This window comes from Streptomyces flaveolus, from assembly GCF_014648815.1.
GTDB lineage: Bacteria > Actinomycetota > Actinomycetes > Streptomycetales > Streptomycetaceae > Streptomyces > Streptomyces flaveolus.
The window spans coordinates 137975-156529 of sequence record NZ_BMRV01000003.1 but is presented as its reverse complement, the minus strand read 5'-3'; the positions used below and the strand labels follow the sequence as shown (position 1 = coordinate 156529).

Here is an 18555-nt window from a genome sequence, read left to right as displayed (position 1 = left end):
TCCACCGAGGGGCCCTCGGCCCTGCCGAGCGCTTCGCTCAGCGCACCGCCACCGGGTCCCGCACCTCCCGGGCGACCGGCGGCCTGACCGCGTACGCCTCCGCGGAGAGGTACGCCGTCACCCGCGGCGCGCGGTCCTGCTGGTGGGCCAGCGCCAGGTAGGCGATCAGGCCCACGCCGTCCTCCGGCCGGCGCCCGGTCACGGCGGCCAGGGCCCGGCCGAGCACGGGGCTGCCCACGCCGTACCGGGACAGCACGCTCACGCCCCGTGCGAGGGCCTCCCCGTCGTGCCGGGCGTAGTCCCGGACGGGGATGTGGAGGGTGAAGCCGCTCGGCCGTGCCGTGCCGGTGTCGGTGAAGGAGTGGCACGTCAGACCGGGCCGTCCGTCGAGCCGCGCCACCCGGGTGGCGGCGCCCGCCGCCGTGAGGAAGAAGTCCTCGATCGCGGCGGGGTGGGGGCTCGGGTCCATCCGGGACAGCCGCCCGGCCTGCCCGGCCGTCAGGTCGTCGTGCCGCAGGTAGACCTTCACCCGGGGCTCCTCCCAGTCCCCCAGGTCGAGCGCGACGAACGGATAGCCGTCGGCGGCGGGGAGCGTGGCGAACGCCTGCCGGTGCCCCAGCCGGTACAGGGCCTCGCGCACCGTCTCCACGGTGCGCTCCGGCCCGGAGGCGGCCGGGTTCAGGTACACCTTGACCTTGGGCACGCCGCCGGGCCGCAGTTCCAGCGCGCACCACAGGGCCAGGGGGCCCTGCGGGGAGCGCGGCAGGAACAGGTCCCGCACCGCGTCGAGCGGGCCGGTGCTGAAGTTCCAGCGTTTCGCCATCGCCCGCACCGTCTCGAGCCCGACGCGACCGTTGTGAGCCAGGCTGTCTGCGCCGCAGCCTGGTTCCATGAGCACCCGCAGTGCGGGGGCCGCGCCCGGCTGGAAGGAGAGGGAGAACTCCACCGGGGTGTGGTCGTCGGACAGGAAGGTCCGGTTGGGGGGCGGCAACGCCAGCGACCGGTCGCTCTGCGCTCCCAGAGTGTCCGTCAGGACGTGTGCGTAGGTGTCGAGGTCGGTCTCGGACAGGCCCGCGACCGCGCCGAGTCTTCGCAGCTGACCGCTCGTGAAGGCGCCGAGCGTGCTCGGCAGTCCGCCACCCGTGGACTCCGCCGTCACCGGCCCGTCCCTCGTCGCAGGCGCACAAGACGATACCCGCCCGTTCGGGCGGGTATCGGGGAGATCGGCGGCGGGGAAGCGGCGTTCGTGGATATGTGGTCCACGACACCTCCTTCTACTCGTGAGCAACTTTGAGCCGCGTGCTCACTACCCGTGCCGTTGAACGTTTATGCGAAAGCGGCGGGTTGTGCGGATGTTGCGGATATCACCGCGTGAGCCAGTTGAGGAACTGGCTCCACATGCCTCCTCGTTCGGGGGTGCGCGCCGGTCCGGCCGTGGTCTCCGGCGCGGCTGCCCCGGGGCCGCTGCGGGGGTCGGGGCGCCGGCCCGACTGCGCCGGGGTGAAGCGGGCCGGGAGGGTGGCGAGGGCACGGTTGAAGGGGCCCGGCCGCCAGGTCAGGCTGTCCTCGGGAACGGCGAGTTCGACGTCGGGCAGCTCGTTGAACAGGTTCTCGATGGCGGTGACGGTGATGTGACGGGCCGGTTCCTTGGAGGGGCAGGCGTGCGGGCCCGCGCTCCACGCCAGGTGGGCGCGGTTGCTGCCGGCCTGCCGGGCGGCCTGGAGGGCGGGTCCGGTGTTGGCCGCGGCGAAGCTGACCAGCACCAGGTCGCCCGACTGCAGCGGCTGTCCCGCGAGTTCCACGTCACCGGCCGGGTAGTGCGGGGCGTAGTTCGACATGGGAGGGTTCTCCCACAGCGTGTCGTCCAGGGCCTCGTCGATCAGACCGCCCTCACGGGCGTACCGGTCGTGGGTGAGCAGCCGGTGCAGGGTGTTCCCGATGAGGTTGCGCAGCGGTTCCGCGCCGGCACCCAGCAGCAGCGCCAGCTGGTGGACCATCTCCTCGTCGGTGAGGTTTGCCTGGTGCTGCATCAGCCAGGAGGTGACGTCGTCGCCCGGCCTGCCCCGCTTGAGCGCGACGAGCTCGCCCGCGGCCTGGAACAGCACCTCGGTGGCCTTCTCCGCGTTGACCCCGTCGAACATGCCGGAGATGCCGAACAGCACCCGGTCGCCGATGTCGGCGGGGCAGCCGAAGAGTTCGTTGAACACGAACAGCGGCAGCTGCTTGGCGTAGTCGCCGAGGAGGTCGGCGGAACCGCGGGCGGCGAACTGGGAGATGAGGTAGCCGGAGATCTGCTCGGTGCTCCGGGTCAGCCGCCGGGTGTCCACGCGCGCCATGCTGTCGGTGACGGCCTGCCGAAGCCGCAGGTGGTCGGCCCCGTCGGAGAACATGCAGTTGTTCCGGTAGGCGAGCAGCGGGACGACCGGGCTGTCCGGGGCGACCTTGCCCTCGTTGAAGGCCCGCCAGCGGCGCGCGTCCTTGCGGTAGGTCCCGGAGTCCTGCAGCAGTTGCAGGGCGGCGGCGTAGTCGGTGACCAGCGTCGCCTCCACGCCCGGGGCGAGTTCGACGGGTGCGGCGGGCCCGTAGTGGCGCAGGTAGTCGTAGTACGCCTGGGGGGCGGCGGCGAACTCCGGCCCGTACAGCGGCACCCGGCCGCCGGAGCCGTGGGCAGGGCACCCGGGCGGGGGCACCGGGACCGTGTCGTGAGCGTCCATGTTGCTCTCAGTTCCTAGCGGGTGTGGTCCAGCAAGTAGCGGACCAGAGTGGTCAGTGCGGCGGCCGAGGACCTCTCGTCACGGGCGTCGCAGGTGACGACGGGGGTGTCGTCGAGCAGGTCCAGGGCTTCGCGCAGCGCCGCCTCGTCGCGCAGCGGGGCGCCGTCGAAGTGGTTGACGGCGATGGCGTACTCGAGTCCGTACTGCTCGATGAGGTCGATCACGGGGAAGGAGTCCGCCAGCCGTTCGGGGTCGACCAGCACCAGGGCGCCGAGCGCGCCGCGGGCCATGTCCTCCCACATCTGGACGAAGCGCTGCTGGCCGGGCGTGCCGAAGAGGTAGAGCACGACGCGGTCGCTGATGGTCAGACGGCCGAAGTCCATGGCGACCGTGGTGGTGGTCTTGCCCTGGACCCCCTTGAGGTCGTCGACCGACTCGGCGGCCTGCGTCATCGTCTCCTCGGTGGACAGGGGCTCGATCTCGGAGATGGACCCGATGAGGGTGGTCTTGCCGACGGCGAAGTGCCCGACGACGAGGATCTTGACCGCGGTCTGGGTCGCTCCGCCGCGGACGTACGCCTGCTCATCCAAACTTGGCGCGGAGACCATTGAGCACCTCCTCCAGGATCTCCTTGTCCGCGAGGCGGGCGCGGGCCACCGGCGGGCGGGTCGTGAGGTAGCCGCCTTCCATGAGGGAGGCCAGCAGGATCCGCACCACGCCCAGCGGGAGGTGGCTGTGCCCGGCGATCTCGGCGACCGAGAGGTAGCCGGCGGAGCAGAGGTCCAGCAGGCTCTGTTCCTCGGGGGACAGCCGGGTCGGCCGCTGCGCGTGGTCGGCGGACGCGGTGACCAGGGTGATGAGGGAGAGCTGCTCGTCGTCGGGCAGGCCGCGGCCCTTGGTGATGACGTACGGCCGTACTAATTCCGCGGCTTCCGGCTGCCAGCCGTCGTGGCCGGTCATGAGTGGGCGCCGAGGTTCTCGCGCGGCGGTGTCGTCAGGCGCTTGCCGAGCTGGGCGACGAGCTGCTGCATGCGGAAGGTGATGTCCGCCATGTCGACCTCGGGCGAGGCGGAGACACCGAGGTAGGCGCCCTCGCCGGCGGAGATCAGGAACACCCAGCCGCCGTCGAACTCGACCAGGGTCTGCCGCCACGCCTGGTGCGGGTCCTCACAGAAGAAGGCGAGCGTCCGGCTGAGCGACTGCACGCCGCTCATCGCTGCGGCGACCCGGTCCGCGTCGTCCTTGTCGAAGTCCTGCGTCCGGGCCATCAGCAGACCGTCGGCGGATATCAGGACCGCGTGCAGAGCCCCGGGAATCTCCAGGGCGCTGTCGAGCATCCATGACAGATCGTCGTTCACGAGACTCCATGTCCTTCGCTGCTTGCACCAGGTGTTCTGCTCGTCCGGTCCGGGTCCTCGGACCGGCTGACGCGGCCGGACTGCGTGCCCCGCTGGAAGGCACCCATGATCTGTGCCTGCTCGGATTCGGAGCGGCCGGCGGGGCGCGGGGCCGGGGTGTTGCCGGGCACGATGGCCATCGGCCGCTTGCGGCGTCGTCGGGGAAGGCCGTCACTGGTCTGGGACGAGGTGAGCGAGGCTTCCGGCCCGCCGTCCAGGACCGGCCGGGCCGTGCCCGCGGCGGCCGGGGCCGGTGCCTTCTTCTCCGGCATGGCGGTGAGCAGCTCGTGCGGCAGCAGGACGACCGCGCGCACGCCGCCGTAGGGGGAGGAGGAGTCCACCGACACCTCGAAGCCGAAGCGCTCGCACAGCAGGCCGATGACGGCGAAGCCGAACTGCGGGGGGTTGCCCAGCCCCGCCACGCCCGAGGCGCGCTCGCTGGAGAGCAGCTTCTCGGCGCGGGTGCGCTCCTCGTCGCTCATGCCGACACCGGCGTCGTCGACGACGACGCAGATGCCCTTGGGCACGGTGCGGATGTTGATCTCGACGACGGTGTCCGGGCTGGAGTAGCTGGTGGCGTTGTCGAGGAGTTCGGCGAGGGCCAGGGCGACGGGCTCGACGGCCCGGCTGGTGATGCCGAAGTCGACCTGGGAGAGGATCTCCACCCGCCGGAAGTGCCGGATCCTGCCCTGGGCGCTGCGGACGACGTCGTAGACGGAGGCGGTGTCGCGCCGCCCGCCCAGCCAGCCGTCGCACAGCACCGCGATGGACTGGGCGCGCCGGCCGAACTGCGAGTTGGTGTGGTCGATCTCCAGCAGGTCCTGCAGCAGGGCGGAGTCGCCGTACTTGGTCTGGAGCCGGGTGAGGACCAGCTGCTGTTCGGCGGCCAGGCCCTGGAGGGTGCGCATGGCGGACTTCAGGACGGTCTTCGTCTCGTCCTCGGCCTGCTCCTGAGCCGCCCGCACGGACTTTCCGTAATCGTTCTCCAGCTCCGTGTAATGGTCTTTCAGGCCCTGCACTTCCTGCCGCAACGCTCGGGCAGCCCTGCGCTGACGGCTGATGAGCACGGCGGCGGCGGCGAGGGCGACGAGGAGGACCCACACCAGTGGGTTCCCTGTGTATTCCGTCATAAGACTCTCTTCAGGCGACTGACGGCTTGCTGAATTCCCGTCCGTGCGGGCGGCCCGGCGGACCGCCCGCGCCGGGTTGCTGCGTGGGCCGTCCCTGAAGTCGGGGATGCCGTCTTTCACCCATCCGCCCGCTCCGCAAACGCGGTGATCGTATCACCGTCGGATCTTGTGAATTTACGTCAAGAAGTGTGCGTGCAGGACCTGTTGGGGACCGACAAGGATCACGTCGTACGCGGTGGGTACAGTCGGCCGCGTGACAGATGCACAGGACACCTTCCCGCGGAGCGGCCCGCCGGTCCGGGGCGGTGCGGCGTGACGCCGGAGGTCATGGCGGCGGTGTTCGCCGCGGGCGTCGGGGCCGGGGCGGTCAACAGCGTCGTCGGCTCGGGGACGCTGATCACGTTCCCCGTGCTGCTGGCCGCGGGCCTGCCGCCCGTCACCGCGACGGTGTCCAACGCCCTCGGTCTCATCCCCGGTTCGGTCAGCGGGGCCATCGGCTACCGAGAGGAGCTGCGCGGCCAGCGCGGGCGCGTTCTGAGGCTGGGTGCCGGCGCCCTGCTCGGGGGTCTCGCGGGGGCCACGCTGCTGCTGTCCCTGCCCGCCGACGCGTTCGAGACGATCGTGCCGGTGCTGGTCGGACTCGCCCTCGTGCTGGTCGCGTTCCAGCCCCGGCTCTCCGCCCTGGTGCGCCGGCGCCGCGAACGGAGGGGTGGCGTCGCCCGCCGCGACGGCGGCCCGCTGCTGTTCGTCGGTCTGACGCTGGCCAGCGTCTACGGCGGCTACTTCGCCGCCGCGCAGGGGATCATCTACCTGTCCCTGATGGGCATGCTCCTCGACGAGCCCCTGCAGCGCCTGAACGCCGTGAAGAACGTCCTGGCCGCCGTCGTCAACACCGTCGCCGCGCTCTTCTTCCTCTTCGCGGCGGACTTCGACTGGACGGCGGTCGTGCTCATCGCGGCCGGTTCCGGGCTCGGCGGTTTCCTCGGGGCCAAGGTGGGCCGCCGCTTCAGCCCCGTGGTCCTGCGGGGCCTCGTCGTGACGATCGGCACCGTCGCGCTCGTCCAGCTGCTGCTGCGCTGAGCGGCCGCCCCTGCCTCACGCCCGCAGATACGCGAGGACCGCCAGGACCCTGCGGTGGGTCTCGTCGGCCGGGGGCAGGTCCAGCTTGGTGAGGATGTTGCCGATGTGCTTGCCCACGGCCGCCTCGGACACCACCAGCTCGCGGGCGACGGCGCCGTTGGACTTGCCCTGTGCGATCAGCGCCAGCACCTCCCGCTCGCGCGGGGTGAGCCGCTCCAGCGGATCCCGGCGGCGGCGCAGCAACTGCCGTACGACCTCCGGGTCGACGACCGTGCCGCCGGACGCGACCTCGGACAGGGCCTCGACGAACTCCTCGACCTGGCCGACCCGGTCCTTCAGCAGATAGCCGACGCCCGTCCCGTCGCCGGAGTCCAGCAGTTCGGCGGCGTAGGCGCGCTGCACGTACTGGCTGAGGACCAGCACCGGCAGCGTGGGCCGCTTCTCCCGCAGCCGCACCGCGGCGTGCAGGCCCTCGTCCTGGAAGCCGGGGGGCATGCGGACGTCCGTGACGACGGCGTCGGGGGCGTGCTCCTCGACCGCGGCGACGAGTGCCTCGGCGTCGCCGACCGCCGCGACGACCTGGTGCCCGCAGCGGTCGAGCAGGGCGATGAGCCCGTCCCGCAACAGCACACTGTCCTCGGCCAGCACTACGCGCAGCGCTCGGTCCACTCGCACGGCATCTCCACACGCAGCAGGGTCGGTCCGCCCGGCGGGCTGGACAGGGAGAGTCTGCCATCGAGCACCGACACCCGGTCCGCTAGCCCGGTCAGCCCACTGCCCTCCCCCGCCCGGGCGCCGCCCCGCCCGTCGTCCGCTACGTCGAGGAACAGCCGCCCACCGCGGTGCCGGCCGCGCACCTCCGCCCGGCTCGCCCCGCTGTGCCGGGCGACGTTGGCGAGGGCCTCGCACACCACGAAGTAGGCCGCTGCCTCCACGGCCTGCGGCAGCCGTCCGGGCAGCTCCAGGTCGAGGTCGACCGGGACGGCGGAGCGGTCGGCGGCGTCGGCGACGGCCGCCTCGAGACCGAAGTCGGCGAGGACCTTGGGGTGGATGCCGTGGATGAGTTCGCGCAGCTCCTCCAGGGCCCGGCCCGCCTCCCGGTGGGCCTTGGCGAGCTGGTCGGCGAGCGGGCCGGGCGGGACGTCCAGGCGGGCGAGGCCGAGGGTCATCGTCAGCGCGACCAGGCGTTGCTGGGCCCCGTCGTGCAGGTCGCGTTCGATGCGCCGGCGTTCCGCCTCGAAGGCGTCCACCAACCGCACGCGGGAACGGGTCAGTTCGACCACCTTGGCGTCCAGGCCGCCGCCGCGCGGGGCGATCAGCAGCCGGGTCAGCTCGGCCCGGGCGCCGGCCGCCGCGGCCAGGACGTAGGCGCCCAGGGCCAGCAGGACCAGCCCGAGCAGGGCGAACCCGCAGGCGGCCGGCCAGGTGGTGACCGTCCACTGCTTGAGCACCTTCGCCTCCTCGCCGTCCCCGACCGTGGCCATGAGCAGTGGGGTGGCGGCCATGGACAGGGGCAAGAGCAGCGCGACGGTGAGCACGAGGGCGTCCAGGGGCCACAGCAGTACCGCGAACAGCAGGGCGTGGCCGAGCTCCTGCCAGGTCGCCTGTTCCCGCAGCCGCGTCGTCAGCCACGCCCACGGTCCCCGGCCCGTGCCCGTGCGGTGCGGGTCCGGCGCGGGCCCGGCGTCGACCAGGCGCAGCCGGCGGCGCTCGACGCGGGCCACGGGCAGGCCGGCGAGGGCGGTCAGCAGCAGCAGCGGCAGGCCCACCAGCACGAGGGAGAGGACGGCGCCGAGCACCGCCGTGGTCACGATGCCCACGAGAGCGGCGACGCCCGCCGGCACACCGGTGAGCAGGTACCCGGCCGCGCGCCACGGCCACGGGGACAGCAGGAAGCCGGGCCGGGACATGGCCTGCCACACGTTGCGAGGATGCATGCGGCTCACGGTATGAGGTCCGCCCCGGCGGCGGCCATCGGTCCAGGGGGTGCGGCGGGGGTAGTGCCTGCCCCACCCCGGGCCTGCCCCACCACCTTTCCCGTCCACCGAGTCCCGCGGCATAACGGCGCGTTATGGAAAGCCGGTAGTGGTGCCGAAGACGCCCCGGCCGGAATGCTGGACCGCCCCCACACACCTCACGCGCCGCGGCGCGTGTCGTCGGAATCGAGGAGCCTTGCGAATAACCAGACTCGTCCCCGCCGTCCTGGCCGTCCTGCTGTCCGTCCTCGCCCTCGCGCCGAGCGCCTCCGCCGCGGAGCAGCGGCCCGGCGCCGGCGGACCCCAGCCGATCATCGGCGGCGGCTACGCGCAGAACGCCCCCTGGGCGGCCCGGCTGTTCTCCAACGGCGCCGAGACCTGCACCGCGACCATCATCTCCGCCAACTGGATCCTGACCGCCAAGCACTGCGTCGGCGGCGGTGGACTGGCCTTCCGCATCGGCAGCCTCGACCAGCGGTCCGGCGGCACGGTGGCGAACGGTGTGCAGACCACCACCCACCCCTCGGCCGACCTGGCCCTGGTCCGGCTGGACCGTTCCGTCTCCGCCTCCTACGCGCGCCTCGGGCAGCCGGGCACCGTGCGGGTGGGCCAGACCGTGCAGGTCTACGGCTGGGGCGCCACCTCCCGGTGCGGCTCGGAGATCAACTGCCAGTCCCCGTACCTGAAGGTCGCCAACGTCAGCGTGACCAACGGCTGTTACGACGCCTACTACGGCTCGGCGATCTGTGCGCGTCCCGTCGACGGCATCACCGCGGGCGGCGACTCCGGCGGCCCGATGATGGCCGGCGGCGTCCAGGTCGGCGTCGCCTCGACCAGCGACCGGCAGACCACGACGGCGTACACGAACGTGACCGCCTACCGCTCCTGGATCCAGTCCGTGGCGGGCGTCTGACCTCTCCCCCGCCCGTTCGCGTTCCGCGCCCGCCCTCGTCGCACCGGGGGCGGGCGCGACCGCGTCCAGGTACCGGACGCCCCGGCAGGAGCATGGTGGATGCATCTACCGTGCAGGTGAACGACGGCGTCGCGAGTGGAGGAGCTCCTGTATGGCCGGGCAGACAGCGCAGTCCCAGGTGAACGGTCCCGAGGCGGCCGTGCTCCTCCTCGAGGACGTGAGCGTACGCCGCCACACGACGGACCAGCTGATCCTCGACGGGATCGACTGGACGGTCCGGCCGGGAGAGCACTGGGCGCTGCTGGGGGCCAACGGGGCCGGGAAGACCACCCTGCTGCGGCTGCTCGGCGCCCTGATGCACCCCACGACCGGAAGCGTGGAGGTGCTGGGCAGCCGGCTCGGCCGGGTGGACGTGCGGGAGCTGAGGGCCCGCATCGGCCACGTCACCTCGGCCCAGCGGGTGCCGCAGGACCTCAGCGCGCACACGGTCGTGCTCACCGGGCACAGCGGCACGGTGCAGCCGTTGTGGCGGACGTACGGCGACGAGGTGCGGCTCCGCGCCCACGACCTGCTGACGGAGCTGGGCATCAAGGAACTGGCGGACCGGCCGTACGGTGTCTGCTCCGGCGGGCAGCGGGCGCGCATCCTGATCGCCCGGGCGCTGATGGCCGATCCGGCGCTGCTGCTCCTGGACGAGCCGTTCAACGCGCTGGACCTGCCCTCCCGCGAGGACCTCGTGGAGGCCATGCACCAGCTGGCCGAGGGGCGCCCGCACCTGGCCACCGTGACGGTCACCCATCATCTGGAGGAGCTGTTCCCGGCGGTCAGCCACGCCCTGCTGCTGCGGGAGGGCCGCATCCTGTCCCGGGGGCCGGTGCGTGGAGTGCTGACCGATCCCCTGCTGACCGCCTGCTTCGGCCGTGACATCACGGTCACCCGGCGCGACGGGCGCTGGTCGGCCTATTCGGGCCGGCGGGCCCACGCATAGCAACGGACGCGTCGCCCGTTGCGGAAGCACGACGTGTTTCCGCAACGTGGCGCACCGACGAACGGGTCATTGCAGTGACGGGGGATCGGGCCGAGGGGCCTTGACCCCGTTTTCGAGGCGTCGATAACGTCCGGCGCATGCGGAAATCCCGGCAGTTCCGGAAGAGGCGGGCCATCGATCTGATGCGCGTCGCCACCGCGGTGTGTAGCTGAGCTCCACCGCCCCACTGCCCGCCGTCCGTATGCGCTCCCACCGCATCGGCGTCCCGCCCTTCTCTCCCCAGGGCGCTTTCTCTTCTCTGTGAAGGCCATGATGACCCCTCGCACACCCCTGCCCGGATTCCGGCGGCCGAGTGCCCTCGCCGCGCTGACGCTGACCGTCTCCCTCGCCCTCGCCTCCTGCGTGAACCCGGCGCAGACCACCGCAGGCAGCAAGGACGTCTCCGGCGAGGCGATACCGGCCACGGTGTCCCGTGACACCACCCTCACCGTCGGCGCACCGGACCTCAAGGTGGCACTCGAACTGTCGGGGCAGATCGACAAGCTGCCCTTCAAGGTGAAGTGGGCCAACATCAGCGGCGGCCCCCAGTGCTCCGAGGCGTTCCGCGCCGACGCCCTGGACATCTGCTCGGCCGCGGACATCCCGTCGATCAACGCCCACTGGACGGGCCTCGACACCAAACTGGTGGCGGCGAAGTTCCGCGAGAACCCGCTCGAGAACCCGATCTACGAACTCGGCATCGCACCCGGCGCCGGTATCCGCACGCTCGCGGACCTGCGCGGGAAGAAGATCGCCTACAGTCCGGGACAGGCCCAGGGCGCGCTGGTCCTGCGCATCCTGCAGAAGGCGGGCCTCGGCCGGCGAGACGTCGAACTCGTCGAACTCGCGAGCACCGGTGACGTCTATCCCACGGCCCTCGGCAACCGGCAGGTGGACGCCGCCCCCATCGCGGACGTCAACATCAAGCGCTACCTGTCCCGTTACGGCAAGGAGGGCGCCACGACCGTCAAGCACGGGCTCCGGGACGACCCGGCGCATCTGTGGGCGCTCACCGAGTCCGTCGCCGACCCGCAGAAGTCGGCTGCGGTCAGGGAACTCGTCACGTTCTGGGCGCGGGCCCAGATCTGGGTCGACACCCACCCCGCGGAGTGGGTCGCGGGCTATTACGTCGAGGACCAGGGCCTGAGCCGTGAGGACGGCGAGTACCTGGTGCGGCGGGCCGGCCACCCGGACATCCCCGCGGACTGGACCGACGCCGTCCGCCGTCAGCAGCAGACCATCGACCTGCTGGCCAAGGAGCAGGACCGCGAGCCCTTCGAGGCGGACCTCCTCTTCGACCGCCGCTACGAGCGGGTGGCCGCCGACGCGATCGCCGGCCTGACTCGCACCGACGAAGGGACGCCGTCATGAGCACCACGGCCCTCGACAAGAAGGCACCGCCGGCGGCGACCGCCTCGGCGGCCCCCGTCCCGCGCCGGCCGCGCCGCAGGCGCCTGGGTCCCGGCCGGCCAGTGCCCTACGGGTGGGCGATCGGCCCGGCGCTGCTGCTCGCGCTCTGGGCGGCGGGCACCGGCCTCGGCGTCATCGACGTCCGCAGCCTGCCCGCGCCGTGGACCATCGCGGGCACCGCCGGCGACCTGATCGACAACGGCAAGCTCCAGTCCCACCTGGCCACCTCCGCCCAGCGGGCTTTCCTCGGGCTGTTCTTCGGCGTGGTGAGCGGGCTGCTGCTCGCCCTCGTCGCCGGGCTCAGCCGGATCGGCGAGGCCGTGATCGACGGCCCGGTGCAGATCAAGCGGGCCATCCCCTCGCTGGCGTTGATACCGCTGCTGATCCTCTGGTTCGGCATCGGCGAGACGATGAAGGTCGTCACGATCGCGCTCGGCGTGTTCGTGCCGGTCTACATCCACACGCACAACGGGCTGCGCACCATCGACAGCCGCTACGCCGAACTCGCCGAGACCGTGCGGCTGGGCCGGCTCGCCTTCGTGCGCCACGTCGTCCTGCCCGGCGCCCTGCCCGGGTTCCTGCTCGGCATGCGCTTCGCGGTGACCGCCGCGTGGCTCGCCCTGGTGGTCGTGGAACAGGTCAACGCCACCAGCGGCATCGGCTACATGATGGAGCTCGCGCGGACGTACGGGCAGACCGACGTGATCCTCGTCGGACTCGTCGTGTACGGCCTGCTCGGTCTCCTCTCCGATGCCCTCGTACGACTCGTGGAGAGGAGGGCCCTGTCGTGGCGACGCACCCTGGCGGGCTGAACCGGACCGAGGGCCGGACGGCGGTCCGCATCGAGAACCTGGTGCGTTCCTTCGGCGAACGCCGCGTGCTGGACGGGCTCGACCTGTCCATCGCGCCGGGCGAGTTCGTGGCGCTGCTCGGCCGCAGCGGCTCCGGCAAGAGCACCCTGCTGAGGGCACTGGCCGGGCTGGACCACGAGGTGGCCGGCAGCGGCGGCCTCACCCGGCCGGACCATGTCTCCGTCGTCTTCCAGGACGCCCGGCTGCTGCCCTGGAAGCGGCTGCTCGACAATGTCGTCCTCGGCCTGGACGGGCCCTTCGCCGAGACGCGGGGCAGGGACGCCCTCGCCGAGGTGGGGCTCGCGGGGCGCGAACGCGCGTGGCCGGTGGAGCTGTCCGGGGGCGAGCAGCAGCGGGTCTCGCTGGCGCGCTCACTCGTACGCGAACCCCGACTGCTGCTGGCGGACGAGCCGTTCGGCGCCCTGGACGCGCTGACCCGGATCAGGATGCACACCCTGCTGCGGCGCCTGTGCGAGCGGCACCGGCCGGCCGTGCTCCTCGTCACGCACGACGTCGACGAGGCCATCGCGCTCGCGGACCGGGTCGTGGTGCTCGACCGCGGCCGGATCGCGGCCGACCTGTCCGTGGATCTCCCGGCACCCCGCCGCCACGGCAGCACCGAGTACGCGGCCCTGCGCGGCCGGCTGCTCACCCGGCTGGGAGTGGACGTCGAGGAGGAGAGCGCGGCATGAGTGCCCGGAAACTGCATCTGAACCTGTTCGTCTATCCGGGCGGGCACCACGAGGCCGCCTGGCGTCACCACGGCACCGATCCCGGGCGCCTGCTGGACATCGGCTTCTACCAGGACCTCGCCCGCCGGGCCGAACGGGCCGCGTTCGACGCCGTGTTCTTCGCGGACGGCCCGTCCCTGGCCGACAACGTGCGCTACGCCAGCCGCTTCCGGCTGGAGCCGTTCACCTGGCTGTCGGCCGTCGCCGCGGCCACCGAGCGCATCGGGCTGATCGCCACCGCCTCGACCACCTACTTCGAGCCCTACAACCTGGCCCGTCTCTTCTCGTCGCTGGACCATCTCAGCGGGGGCCGGGCCGGCTGGAACATCGTCACCACCGGCGCACCGCAGGCGGCCGGGAACTTCGGCCTCGACGAGCACCCGGTCCACGCCGACCGGTACGACCGCGCACGGGAGTTCGTGGACGTGGTGACGAAGCTGTGGGACAGCTGGGAGGACGAGGCCCTGGTCGCCGACCAGAAGAGCGGCCTGTTCGCCGACACCGACCGCATCCACGAGATCAACCACACGGGCCGCCATCTGAAGGTCCGCGGACCGCTGAACCTGCCCCGCTCCCCGCAGGGCCGCCCGGTCCAGGTCCAGGCCGGTTCCTCCGCGGACGGCCGCTCCTTCGCCGCCGCGTACGCCGAGGCGGTGTTCACGGCCCATCAGACGCTGCGCAGCGGGCAGGAGTTCTACGCCGACCTCAAGGCGCGGGCGACGGCGCTCGGCCGTGACCCGGACCAGGTGATCGTGCTGCCCGGCATCAGCCCCTTCATCGGCTCGACGGAGGCGGAGGCCCGCGCCCTGCACGAGGAGTTCAACGACCTGACGCAGCCCGCGTACTCGCTCCAGTTGCTGCAGCGGCTGCTGGGGCTGGAACTGAGCGAGGACCAACTGGACGGCCCCGTACCGCGCCGGCTCATAGAGACCCGGGGCGAGCGCGGCAACGGCAGCCGCTTCCGTCTCGTCCTCGACATCGTCGACCGCGAGCAGCCGACGGTCCGCCAGCTCCTGCACCGTCTCGCGGGTGCCCGCGGGCACCGCGTGGTCGCCGGGACGCCGGAGCAGGTCGCCGACGAGATCCAGGAGTGGTTCGAGCACGGAGCGGCCGACGGCTTCAACATCATGCCGCCCTGGCTGCCCGGCGGCTTCGACCTCTTCGCCGACCAGGTGGTGCCGCTCCTGCGGGCGCGCGGGCTGTTCCGCACCGCGTACGAGGGCACCACGCTGCGGGAGCATTACGGGCTGCCGCGCCCCGCCGCCGTCGGCCCCGTCGGCGGCCGGGACCGGCCGGCGGACCGGGCCGCGGTGGTCGCATCGGGTTGACCGGGGTAACCCGTGGGCGTGCACTTGCGCCGGTGACCGCCGGGCCCCGTTTCCGCGTGACGGGACCGGGGCAACCAGTTGCGGGGGAGCCGACGGGCGGTCCCGGACGTTCCGTACGCCGATACGCCCGGGGCCGCCCTCGCGCCGCTCCCGCCACCCCTGCGGGACCGGTCGGTGGGGCCCCCTCCCCCGTGGGGGGCGAGGTCGGTCGTCCGCTCGGCGCAGCTCCGCGCGTTCACGGGGCATCCGGACGGGGGAAGACCCCGCCCGTCCCGACCCGAGGAGCAGCCGACCGTGGGAACCGCCGTGCACGTGCCGCAGACGCGGGACATGATCGGGGACGAGCTCTCCGGCGACGAAGCCCTGACCGCGCTGAGACGGTACGGCGGCCTGCGGCTGCTGACCGACTCCTTCGCCCGGTTCCGCTACGCGGACGGCTTCACCAACGCCCGGGCCCTCGCCTTCCAGGTGGTCCTCGGCCTGGTGCCGTTCACCGTCGTGCTGGTGGGCCTCGCGACGTCGGTGCACACGGAGGGCGTGGGCCGGGTCGTCGAGCTCACACTCGGCCGGATCGTTCCGGGTGCCAGTGCGGAGGTCGTGGAGAAGGCGTTCGAGGGCACCCGGCGCAGCGCCGACAGCGACGCCTGGAGCACGCTCGCGCTGTGGCTGGGCATGGGGTTCGCGCTGCTGAACCTGGCGTCGGCCATGGGCCAGATCGAACGGGGCGCCAACCGCATCTACGGCATCGAGCGGGACCGGCCGTTCCCCCGGAAGTACGGCAGGGCGCTGGTCCTGGCGCTCACCGCCGGGCTGCCGATGGTGCTGGGGTTCCTGGTGCTCGTCGCCGGTGAGGCCGTCGGGGACGCGGTGGCGGAGTCGGTCGGCGGCGCGGGCGGCGGCGCCGGCTGGTGGGGCGCGCTCGAGGTGCCCGCGGGGCTGCTGCTGGCCTGGGTCGCCTCCGCGGTGATCCTGCGCTGGTCGCCGCGGCGCGACCAGCCGGGCTACACCTGGCTGGCCTTCGGCTCCGCGGTCCACCTGGTGCTGTGGGTCTGCGCGACGTGGCTGCTCGCGCTGTACGTCGGGCGCAGCGGCGCGTTCGGTGCCGTCTACGGTCCGCTGACCGCGTTCATCGCGCTGCTGCTGTGGGCCAACCTGACCGCGGTGGCGCTCTTCCTCGGCATCGCGTTCGCCGCCCAGCTGGAAGCGGCCCGGGCGGGCCTGCGGGCGCCGGTGCGGCCGGATCCGGGGCCGGGGGACTGACGCTCCCTCCCGTCGGCGCGGCCGGGCGCTACGCCGCGTCGCGGGGCGGGGTCATCGCCCAGCGGATCCCGGCGGTGACGGCCGTACCCAGCGGCCGTACGCAGACCGCCTCGGCCGGCGGCACCCGTGGCAGCCCCAGGGCGCGCGAGGCCCACCGCGGCAGCAGCGAGACCGCGTTGGCGGCGATGACGCCGTACGGGAGCCGGGCGAGGAGCGGGACGGGCGGGTTCAGCAGCAGGAACCGGGCGGTGCTGCGTGCCTCGCCTGTGGCGCGCAGCTCGCCGCGGTAGGCGGCCAGCCGCTCGGCGAGACCGGCGCGGTCGACGGGCGGATCGGGCACGCCGAGCGCCGTGGCGACGCGTGCCATGTCGGCCACGTAGGCGTCGCAGCCCTCGTCGTCCAGGGGCCGGGCGCCGTAGCGCTGGTGGGCGCGCAGGAAGCTGTCGACCTCCGCGACGTGCACCCAGCACAGCAGGTGCGGATCGGCCGCGGAGTACTCCTCCCCGGTGGCGGTGGTGCCGCGCACCCGGTCGTGGACGGCCCGCACCCGGTCGCAGGCCTCCTGGGCGCTGTCGGCCGTCCCGAAGGTGGTGACGGCGAGGAAGGTGCTGGTGCGCTGCAGTCGGCCCCAGGGGTCTCCGCGGAACCCGGAGTGCGCCGAAACGGCCGCCATGGCCAGCGGGTGGAGCGACTGGAGCAGCAGGGCGGACAGGCCCCCGATGAACATCGAGGCGTCACCGTGCACCCGCCTGACGGGCCGCTCGGGACCGAACCAGCGGGGGCCGGGCGTGCCGTGGATGCGGGCGCGGTTGTCCCGGCCCTCGGGCCCCGCCACTCTGGAGAAGATCATGTCGCCGAGCCGTGCGCGCGGGTCGGCGAGGCGGTCTACCGGGGGACGTCTCATGGCTGCCGAGCCCTCCTCTGCCTGCCGGGACCGGACGGGTCTCCTGACCAGTCTGCCCCGGTCCGCGCGAAGGAGGCATCGGCGCGGCCCGCTCGTCGGCGCCCGCCGGGGTCAGGCGCAGGCCCAGGCCGACATCCCCTGCATGCGGGCCAGGCGCTCGGCCACCTTGATCTGTTCCTTGCGGGTGGCCAGGTCCGCGCGCGGCGCGTACTTGAGGCCGCCGGCCGCCTTCCAGCTCGACTGCGTGAACTGCAGGCCGCCGTAGTGGCCGTTCCCTGTGTTCGCCTTCCAGTTCCCGCTGGACTCGCATTCGGCGATGGCGTCCCAGTCCGTCGCGCGGAGGAGCGGCGGCGAGGCGGCCGCCTGGGTGGCCGTCCCCAGGACGGTGGCGGCGACGAGGGCGACCAGGACGGACGGGATGCCGCGGCCGTGCGAACCGGCCGGTGCGCTCCTATGAGCATGTCGTCTACAGATCATACAAAGACTGTTACATCAGGTGACCGGCGGTCGCCGCACCCACCGCGTCCGCATTGCGCCGGACGGAGCACGCGGACGCCCCCGATAGGGTCGGTCCGGTGAGATCGACAAGCCTGGGGCGCCGCAGTGTTGTACTCGCCGCCCTCGCCACCACGACGGCCGTCACCGCGTGCGGCGGTGCGCGGGACCGGCACCGTGCCCCGGCACGGACCCCGTCGGCAGGGGGACAGCCCATGCGGTCACGGGCAGAGGTCGTACGCCAGTGGGGACGCGTCACCTCGTGGCTCGGCGAGCATGCCCCCGCCACCCACGCACGCCTGCGCCCGCCCGTGACGGCCGAGGCGCTGGCGCGGTTCGAGCGCATCGCCGGCGGGCCCGTGCACGAGGACCTCGCGGCGTGGTGGTCCCTGAACGAGGGCACCTACCTCTTCACACTCCCCGCCTTCCTCGACGGATACGCTCCGCTGGGCGTCGACGGTTCGCTGCGGTGCCGTCCGCAGGCGGACGCGGAGGAGTCGGGCTGGGAGCGGTCGTGGGTACCGTTCGCGTGCAACGACCCCACCGACCCGTACTCCGGCCTGTTCCACGACGCGAGGACCGGCTTCGTGGGGCACTGGGCGGAGGCGGACCTGCCCGCGCTGTGGCGGGGCATGACCTTGGCCGGCTACCTGAAGCGGCAGGCGGACGCGCTCCACCGGGCGGGCGGCCGGCCCGGGCCCGCCCAGGACGTACCGGGCGTCTGGAACGGTCATCTCGTCTGGGACAACCCCGCCGACCGGCTCCGCGACGAGCTGGAGGGGTGGCGACCGGTGCACCGCGAGCACGTCCGGGGCCGGGTGGAGCCGCGATGACGGACGAGCAGGCGATACGAGCGGCGTGGACCCGTGTCCACCAGGTGATCTCCCGCACCCCGGACAGGTATCCCCCACTGCGTCCGCCCGCCCCGCCCGCGGCCCTCCGCGCGCTCGAGGACGACCTGGGGACGCCGGTCCCCGAGGCGCTGCGGATCCTGTGGGGGATCCACGAGGGCGCCTACGGCCTGTACGCGGACGGTGTGCGGTTCGCGTTCATGGACGGCCACGACTTCGTCGACCTGGACGAGGTGCAGCAGATCCACGCCATGTTCACCGAGCCCCTCAACCACGGCCTCTTCCTCCAGCGGTGGGGGCGGTCCTGGGACCGCGCGTGGGTCCCGGTCGCCTCCCGCAGCGACCGGACGGTGTACACGTCCGGACACTTCGTGGACGCCGAGGGACGCGTCGGCTCATGGGACGACGACGCCCTCACGGTGGCGCGGCACCCGAGCCTGGCGCACTACCTGCACCACGTCGCCGACCGCATGTGACCCGTACGGCTC

20 protein-coding genes are annotated in these 18555 nt (G+C 72.8%); 10 read left to right on the top strand and 10 right to left on the bottom strand.

The window, feature by feature from the left end; translation table 11 throughout:
- Positions 1-37 precede the first annotated feature (37 nt).
- The 6 genes from IEZ05_RS08350 to IEZ05_RS08325 all read right to left on the bottom strand — a co-directional run bounded on the left by IEZ05_RS08350 (position 38) and on the right by IEZ05_RS08325 (position 5241).
- Positions 38-1159: a tryptophan dimethylallyltransferase family protein gene (locus tag IEZ05_RS08350; protein ID WP_229869611.1), complete on the bottom strand. Its 1122-nt coding sequence runs from the start codon at positions 1157-1159 to the stop codon at positions 38-40.
- 205 nt (positions 1160-1364) lie between these two features.
- Positions 1365-2714: a cytochrome P450 gene (locus IEZ05_RS08345; RefSeq protein ID WP_189229369.1), complete on the bottom strand. Its 1350-nt coding sequence runs from the start codon at positions 2712-2714 to the stop codon at positions 1365-1367.
- 14 nt (positions 2715-2728) lie between these two features.
- Positions 2729-3322: a GTP-binding protein gene (locus IEZ05_RS08340; protein ID WP_189229368.1), complete on the bottom strand. Its 594-nt coding sequence runs from the start codon at positions 3320-3322 to the stop codon at positions 2729-2731.
- Complete coding sequence (locus IEZ05_RS08335) at positions 3297-3674, bottom strand: DUF742 domain-containing protein (RefSeq protein ID WP_189229367.1); 378 nt, start codon at positions 3672-3674, stop codon at positions 3297-3299. Before IEZ05_RS08335 ends, IEZ05_RS08340 begins: the two co-directional genes overlap by 26 nt.
- Complete coding sequence (locus tag IEZ05_RS08330; RefSeq protein WP_189229366.1) at positions 3671-4072, bottom strand: roadblock/LC7 domain-containing protein; 402 nt, start codon at positions 4070-4072, stop codon at positions 3671-3673. The genes IEZ05_RS08335 and IEZ05_RS08330 overlap by 4 nt, the downstream gene beginning before the upstream one ends.
- Positions 4069-5241, bottom strand: coding sequence for a sensor histidine kinase (locus IEZ05_RS08325; protein WP_189229365.1), 1173 nt, complete (start codon positions 5239-5241; stop codon positions 4069-4071). The genes IEZ05_RS08330 and IEZ05_RS08325 overlap by 4 nt, the downstream gene beginning before the upstream one ends.
- Positions 5242-5568: 327 nt before the next feature.
- Here IEZ05_RS08325 and IEZ05_RS08320 point away from each other — a divergent pair, with 327 nt between their 5' ends.
- Positions 5569-6321, top strand: a complete 753-nt coding sequence (locus IEZ05_RS08320) for a sulfite exporter TauE/SafE family protein (protein ID WP_189229803.1) — start codon at positions 5569-5571, stop codon at positions 6319-6321.
- A 15-nt stretch (positions 6322-6336) separates the two neighbouring features.
- Here IEZ05_RS08320 and IEZ05_RS08315 read toward each other — a convergent pair whose 3' ends face one another.
- Both IEZ05_RS08315 and IEZ05_RS08310 read right to left on the bottom strand, forming a co-directional pair.
- Entirely contained in the window at positions 6337-6969 is a 633-nt protein-coding gene (locus tag IEZ05_RS08315) for a response regulator transcription factor (RefSeq protein WP_189229802.1), read from the bottom strand.
- A complete protein-coding gene (locus IEZ05_RS08310; RefSeq protein WP_189229364.1) occupies positions 6969-8258 on the bottom strand; it encodes a sensor histidine kinase in 1290 nt (429 codons plus the stop codon). Before IEZ05_RS08310 ends, IEZ05_RS08315 begins: the two co-directional genes overlap by 1 nt.
- 235 nt (positions 8259-8493) lie before the next feature.
- Between IEZ05_RS08310 and IEZ05_RS08305 the strand changes: the two genes are divergently transcribed.
- From IEZ05_RS08305 to IEZ05_RS08275, 7 genes are all read left to right on the top strand, one after another.
- A complete protein-coding gene (locus IEZ05_RS08305; RefSeq protein ID WP_189229363.1) occupies positions 8494-9210 on the top strand; it encodes a S1 family peptidase in 717 nt (238 codons plus the stop codon).
- A gap of 151 nt (positions 9211-9361) precedes the next feature.
- Positions 9362-10198 (top strand): ABC transporter ATP-binding protein, encoded by an 837-nt coding sequence (locus IEZ05_RS08300; protein ID WP_189229362.1) that lies wholly within the window; start codon positions 9362-9364, stop codon positions 10196-10198.
- A 309-nt stretch (positions 10199-10507) separates the two neighbouring features.
- On the top strand, positions 10508-11608 hold the full coding sequence (locus IEZ05_RS08295; RefSeq protein ID WP_229869609.1) for an ABC transporter substrate-binding protein: 1101 nt from the start codon (positions 10508-10510) through the stop codon (positions 11606-11608).
- Positions 11605-12459, top strand: a complete 855-nt coding sequence (locus IEZ05_RS08290) for an ABC transporter permease (RefSeq protein WP_189229361.1) — start codon at positions 11605-11607, stop codon at positions 12457-12459. Before IEZ05_RS08295 ends, IEZ05_RS08290 begins: the two co-directional genes overlap by 4 nt.
- Complete coding sequence (locus IEZ05_RS08285) at positions 12435-13190, top strand: ABC transporter ATP-binding protein (protein ID WP_189229360.1); 756 nt, start codon at positions 12435-12437, stop codon at positions 13188-13190. The genes IEZ05_RS08290 and IEZ05_RS08285 overlap by 25 nt, the downstream gene beginning before the upstream one ends.
- Positions 13187-14557 carry an LLM class flavin-dependent oxidoreductase gene (locus IEZ05_RS08280; protein WP_189229359.1) on the top strand — a complete coding sequence of 457 codons (1371 nt, stop codon included), beginning with the start codon at positions 13187-13189 and terminating at the stop codon, positions 14555-14557. The genes IEZ05_RS08285 and IEZ05_RS08280 overlap by 4 nt, the downstream gene beginning before the upstream one ends.
- Before the next feature lie 294 nt (positions 14558-14851).
- Entirely contained in the window at positions 14852-15817 is a 966-nt protein-coding gene (locus IEZ05_RS08275; RefSeq protein ID WP_189229358.1) for a YihY/virulence factor BrkB family protein, read from the top strand.
- Between the two features lie 28 nt (positions 15818-15845).
- On the opposite strand, the gene IEZ05_RS08270 is transcribed toward IEZ05_RS08275, so the two are convergent.
- Positions 15846-16721 carry an oxygenase MpaB family protein gene (locus IEZ05_RS08270; protein ID WP_189229357.1) on the bottom strand — a complete coding sequence of 292 codons (876 nt, stop codon included), beginning with the start codon at positions 16719-16721 and terminating at the stop codon, positions 15846-15848.
- 111 nt (positions 16722-16832) lie between these two features.
- The gene (locus IEZ05_RS08265; protein ID WP_189229356.1) at positions 16833-17198 is read right to left on the bottom strand and encodes a transglycosylase family protein; all 366 of its coding nucleotides are present in this window, start codon (positions 17196-17198) and stop codon (positions 16833-16835) included.
- A 233-nt stretch (positions 17199-17431) separates the two neighbouring features.
- Here IEZ05_RS08265 and IEZ05_RS08260 point away from each other — a divergent pair, with 233 nt between their 5' ends.
- Together IEZ05_RS08260 and IEZ05_RS08255 are read left to right on the top strand one after the other, a co-directional pair.
- Complete coding sequence (locus IEZ05_RS08260; protein ID WP_189229355.1) at positions 17432-18049, top strand: SMI1/KNR4 family protein; 618 nt, start codon at positions 17432-17434, stop codon at positions 18047-18049.
- Positions 18046-18543: an SMI1/KNR4 family protein gene (locus IEZ05_RS08255; protein ID WP_189229354.1), complete on the top strand. Its 498-nt coding sequence runs from the start codon at positions 18046-18048 to the stop codon at positions 18541-18543. Before IEZ05_RS08260 ends, IEZ05_RS08255 begins: the two co-directional genes overlap by 4 nt.
- Positions 18544-18555: the final 12 nt, after the last annotated feature.

Bases quoted from the DNA above. Each gene is read 5' to 3' on its own strand.
- IEZ05_RS08335 (WP_189229367.1), bottom strand. From the start codon at position 3,674: ATGACCGGCCACGACGGCTGGCAGCCGGAAGCCGCGGAATTAGTACGG.
- IEZ05_RS08290 (WP_189229361.1), top strand. From the start codon at position 11,605: ATGAGCACCACGGCCCTCGACAAGAAGGCACCGCCGGCGGCGACCGCC.
- IEZ05_RS08280 (WP_189229359.1), top strand. From the start codon at position 13,187: ATGAGTGCCCGGAAACTGCATCTGAACCTGTTCGTCTATCCGGGCGGG.
- IEZ05_RS08300 (WP_189229362.1), top strand. From the start codon at position 9,362: ATGGCCGGGCAGACAGCGCAGTCCCAGGTGAACGGTCCCGAGGCGGCC.
- IEZ05_RS08310 (WP_189229364.1), bottom strand. From the start codon at position 8,258: ATGCATCCTCGCAACGTGTGGCAGGCCATGTCCCGGCCCGGCTTCCTG.
- IEZ05_RS08260 (WP_189229355.1), top strand. From the start codon at position 17,432: ATGCGGTCACGGGCAGAGGTCGTACGCCAGTGGGGACGCGTCACCTCG.
- IEZ05_RS08340 (WP_189229368.1), bottom strand. From the start codon at position 3,322: ATGGTCTCCGCGCCAAGTTTGGATGAGCAGGCGTACGTCCGCGGCGGA.
- IEZ05_RS08345 (WP_189229369.1), bottom strand. From the start codon at position 2,714: ATGGACGCTCACGACACGGTCCCGGTGCCCCCGCCCGGGTGCCCTGCC.
- IEZ05_RS08320 (WP_189229803.1), top strand. From the start codon at position 5,569: ATGGCGGCGGTGTTCGCCGCGGGCGTCGGGGCCGGGGCGGTCAACAGC.
- IEZ05_RS08270 (WP_189229357.1), bottom strand. From the start codon at position 16,721: ATGAGACGTCCCCCGGTAGACCGCCTCGCCGACCCGCGCGCACGGCTC.
- IEZ05_RS08265 (WP_189229356.1), bottom strand. From the start codon at position 17,198: ATGATCTGTAGACGACATGCTCATAGGAGCGCACCGGCCGGTTCGCAC.
- IEZ05_RS08325 (WP_189229365.1), bottom strand. From the start codon at position 5,241: ATGACGGAATACACAGGGAACCCACTGGTGTGGGTCCTCCTCGTCGCC.
- IEZ05_RS08295 (WP_229869609.1), top strand. From the start codon at position 10,508: ATGATGACCCCTCGCACACCCCTGCCCGGATTCCGGCGGCCGAGTGCC.
- IEZ05_RS08255 (WP_189229354.1), top strand. From the start codon at position 18,046: ATGACGGACGAGCAGGCGATACGAGCGGCGTGGACCCGTGTCCACCAG.